This is a genomic window from Nesterenkonia sphaerica (genome assembly GCF_005771565.1).
GTDB classification, from domain to species: Bacteria; Actinomycetota; Actinomycetes; order Actinomycetales; family Micrococcaceae; genus Nesterenkonia; species Nesterenkonia sphaerica.
Window position 1 is genome coordinate 1 of record NZ_VAWA01000039.1, and the last position, 3495, is coordinate 3495.

Consider the following 3495-nt stretch of genomic DNA (forward strand, 5'->3'; position numbering starts at 1 on the left):
ACGGATCGGTAGAAATTCCTCGGCTTAACGCTCTGGGTTTATCGGAGGCTGTAGAGCGCGTGGAGCATGTCTTCTGGCAGCTTCTCTGTTGCCGCTGGGCCGGTGGCGGGTGTGGCGGTGTTGATGGCTTCTCGCATCATGTCCAGGGTTGCGAAAGCGTAGAACGCTTGTGTGGTGGAGGCGTTTTCGTGGCCCAGTAGTCGCATGATGATCGGCAGCGGGATGCCGTTCTGATAGAGGTCCATGGCCTTGGTCTTGCGCAGCATGTGGCAATGAACCCGCGCTGGCACTGAGGAACAGTGATGGCGGGCAGTTTCGGCGGCGGCCTTCAGCACTGCGGCTACAGTATCGGTGGACAGGCCGGTGGGTTGGCCGCGGTGGAAACTGTAAAACACCGGCCTAATCGCCGGCATCCGGGTGCGACCGGGGTGGAACTCCTCAAGATAAACCTGCAGATGCTCAACAGTCTTGGTGCTGAGCGGCACCACTCGGGTCTTGTTGCGTTTGCCTGTCAGCGTCAGGTGCCCCGGATTGGTCAGGGTGAGATCTTGCAGTGTCAGGGTGAACCGTACTGGGTTTAGTTCCGCTGTAAGGTGCGACCGGGGTGGAACTCCTCAAGATAAACCTGCAGATGCTCAACAGTCTTGGTGCTGAGCGGCACCACTCGGGTCTTGTTGCGTTTGCCTGTCAGCGTCAGGTGCCCCGGATTGGTCAGGGTGAGATCTTGCAGTGTCAGGGTGGTGATCTCCCCGACCCGGGCGGCGGTCTCATACAGCAGGATCAGCAACATCCTGTTCCTGCGTGACTTGGTCGTGTTTCCGGTGTGAGCGGCAAGCACGGCCCGGGTTGCCTCGGCGGTGAGGTATTCGATCGGTGCTCGCGGCGGCGCCGGGGCTTTCAGAGTCTTCGCGGCTTGATCCGGCGCCATCAGGGTGATGTCTTCAGCGGCGGCGTAGGCAAGGAACGCTTTGACCGCAGCGAGTCTGAGCGTGATCGTCCTGGCCGCGTAGCCGCGCTCGGTGTTCATCCAGGCCATCCATCCTTTCAGATGCTGCCGATCGAAATGGTCGAAGGTGACCTCAGCACGGTCGACGTGGTGATGATCGGTGAGGAAGGCCAGAAAGCATTCCAGGCTGATTCGGTATGCCTGAATCGTCGCGGGTGAGAGGCCGCGTGTTTTGGGCATGTAGACGTGCAGGAAGTCCCGGGCGAAGACCCAGACGTTGGCTTCATCGGTGACAGGGTCGCGTTTCATTCGAACCCGACCTCCGGCAACATGCCCTGGCTGGCGGCGACCACGTCAGCGTAGGAGTCCAGGAAGTCTGGGGAAGTGTGGATGTAGTAGTAGGTCGAATCGAACGTGGCGTGCCCCATGTAACGGGCCAGGTAGGGCAGCATCGCGGTGACATCAGTGCCGTCTTTCATCCACCGTTGCAGGTTGGCGTAGGCGAAGTGATGGCGGAATGCATAGGGCTGTGGTTGCCTACCACCAGTTGGCCGTGGAAGTCCTGCTTGGTCCCAGATCCGGTTGAAGATCACCCCCACTGAGCTCGGGTTCACCGGCGCCCCGGTCGAGGAGATGAAGAACGGCTCGCGTGGCCCGAATCGTGACCGCGAGGCCTGGTCACAGGCAGCAAGGACCGCGACCACCTCCTCGGTGATCGGCAGTCGGCGGCTGCGCCTGGCCTTGGAGTCGATGATCTCGATCTGGCGCAGATCGAGATCGACCTGACTGGCCAACAACCGGCGGGCCTCGCCGGTGCGCAGACCGCAACAGTGCATCAGGCTGAAGAACCCCACCGCCTGCCAGGCCCACGGCGAGGCCGCTTCGACGCGAACCGCGGCAGTGAAGAACCGCTCGATCTCTGAGCTGGTGAGTAGGTAGGGGCGGGTGCGGGTGAACCCGGCTTTCCACCGGTCCGAGAGGACATAGGCATCTGGATCCCTATGGGCGCGCATCCATCGGCCAAAGTCACGGATATAGGACATCCACGACCGGGAAGTCGCTGAACGATCCAGTTCGCTGCTCACCCACCCCTCAACTGTCGCCCGGTTGAAGACCCTCAGGCTGTGGCTGGTGCAGTAGGCGTCGAACCGCTGCAGGTAGACGATCCGGGAGTAGCCATAGAAGCCCATCTGCTCCTTGAATCCCAGGTACTCTTCCAAATCGGCGGCGAAGGAGCTGATGAAACGGTCCGCGCTCATGACCATGCTCGTTTCGGGACCGGGAGCACGCACTCGCGCAGACGCTTTTCATCGACGCTGAGGTAGACGTTGGTGGATTCCTGGCTGGCATGACCCAACACTGCTGCGATAGTCGGCAGGGGCGTGGCTGCCCGCAGCAACCGAGAGGCGGCAGCGTGGCGCAGCAAACGCGTCCCCGCCCTGACATCAGTGACTCCGGCCTTACGGAACGTCTCGTCGGTGACCTTGTAAATCGAGGCGTGATCAACCAACCCGGTGTAGGGCGCCACGCTGCGCAGGAACACATGATCATCATCAGAATCGGGCCGCTCTGCCAGCACATAGTCAGCCAGCTTGGCCGCCAACAGGCCCGGAAGCGGCAGGGTCACCGGGTTCTTGGTCTTCTGCTGAACAATCGAGACTGTCTGGCCCCGCCAGTCAATATCGTCGATTCGCAGATCGACGAGGTCGCAGGCCCGTAGCCCTGTCATCAGTGACAGCAACGTGATGGCTGCGTCCCTGCTGCTGATCCTTGGCAAGGATGCGCACGCTTGGACAACGCGTGTGACCTCCTCATCACCCAGATCAGGAAGGATCGGGTGTGAACGGCGGGCACCGATGAGATTGACCGCCTCCACCAAGTCGTTCCGACCGATGAACTTCAAAAACGGGCGGAAATTCGACACCTGCCAGAACAGCGAGGACTGCGCCCACCGATCCAGCAACGAGGTGAAGAACCCTGTCACAGTGGCTGGATCAGCCACATCGAGGCTGGTGATCCCCTGGTCTTCAAGATAGACCAAGTAGCCGCGGGCAATGCGTCCGTAGGCCTCACGGGTGGCCACCGCCAGGCCCCGGTCGGCCATGTCAGCCTCCCACGAGGCGTTGAGTTCAATGAACCCCACAGATGCCGGTTGCCGTCCACCGCCACCGCGCTTGCGCCGGGCAAGAACCACCTCACCTGAGCGTAGGTACGAGTCGAAGAGAGCGACGAGCCGGGTGTAGTTGAACCGTCGTACCGCACTGAACCTGCCGGTGCGTGGGCTGGTGGTCAGCGCCGCGAACTCAGCACCCAAAGAAGGCGAGTACTCACCGCCGCGTACCGCGACATAATCGTCAAGGAGCCTGATCGTCTTCTGGTAATTGCCGATCGTTGATTCCATGTAGTTGGCCGCACGTAGCGCCGCGACAACGACCGAACCGAGATGAGTGACTGTCGTATCCATGACCGTGTCCTTTCCATAGACGGATGGATACGACTGGACACTAACCAGACCGGAACGTTAAGCCGAGGAATTTCTACCGATCCGT

General features: G+C 61.1%; 4 protein-coding genes. All 4 read right to left on the reverse strand.

Annotation, left to right across the window (positions count from 1 at the left end; genetic code table 11):
• Positions 1–38: 38 nt before the first annotated feature.
• A complete protein-coding gene (locus FEF27_RS12880; RefSeq protein ID WP_424991691.1) occupies positions 39–485 on the reverse strand; it encodes a tyrosine-type recombinase/integrase in 447 nt (148 codons plus the stop codon).
• Positions 486–577: 92 nt separating this feature from the next.
• The gene (locus FEF27_RS12885; protein ID WP_138171290.1) at positions 578–1255 is read right to left on the reverse strand and encodes a tyrosine-type recombinase/integrase; all 678 of its coding nucleotides are present in this window, start codon (positions 1253–1255) and stop codon (positions 578–580) included.
• On the reverse strand, positions 1252–2205 hold the full coding sequence (locus FEF27_RS12890; protein ID WP_138171291.1) for a tyrosine-type recombinase/integrase: 954 nt from the start codon (positions 2203–2205) through the stop codon (positions 1252–1254). The genes FEF27_RS12885 and FEF27_RS12890 overlap by 4 nt, the downstream gene beginning before the upstream one ends.
• Entirely contained in the window at positions 2202–3410 is a 1209-nt protein-coding gene (locus tag FEF27_RS12895) for a tyrosine-type recombinase/integrase (protein WP_138171292.1), read from the reverse strand. Before FEF27_RS12895 ends, FEF27_RS12890 begins: the two co-directional genes overlap by 4 nt.
• Positions 3411–3495: the final 85 nt, after the last annotated feature.

Coding starts and splice junctions, on each gene's coding strand:
- FEF27_RS12885 (WP_138171290.1), bottom strand. CDS start 1,255: ATGAAACGCGACCCTGTCACCGATGAAGCCAACGTCTGGGTCTTCGCC.
- FEF27_RS12890 (WP_138171291.1), bottom strand. CDS start 2,205: ATGAGCGCGGACCGTTTCATCAGCTCCTTCGCCGCCGATTTGGAAGAG.
- FEF27_RS12895 (WP_138171292.1), bottom strand. CDS start 3,410: ATGGATACGACAGTCACTCATCTCGGTTCGGTCGTTGTCGCGGCGCTA.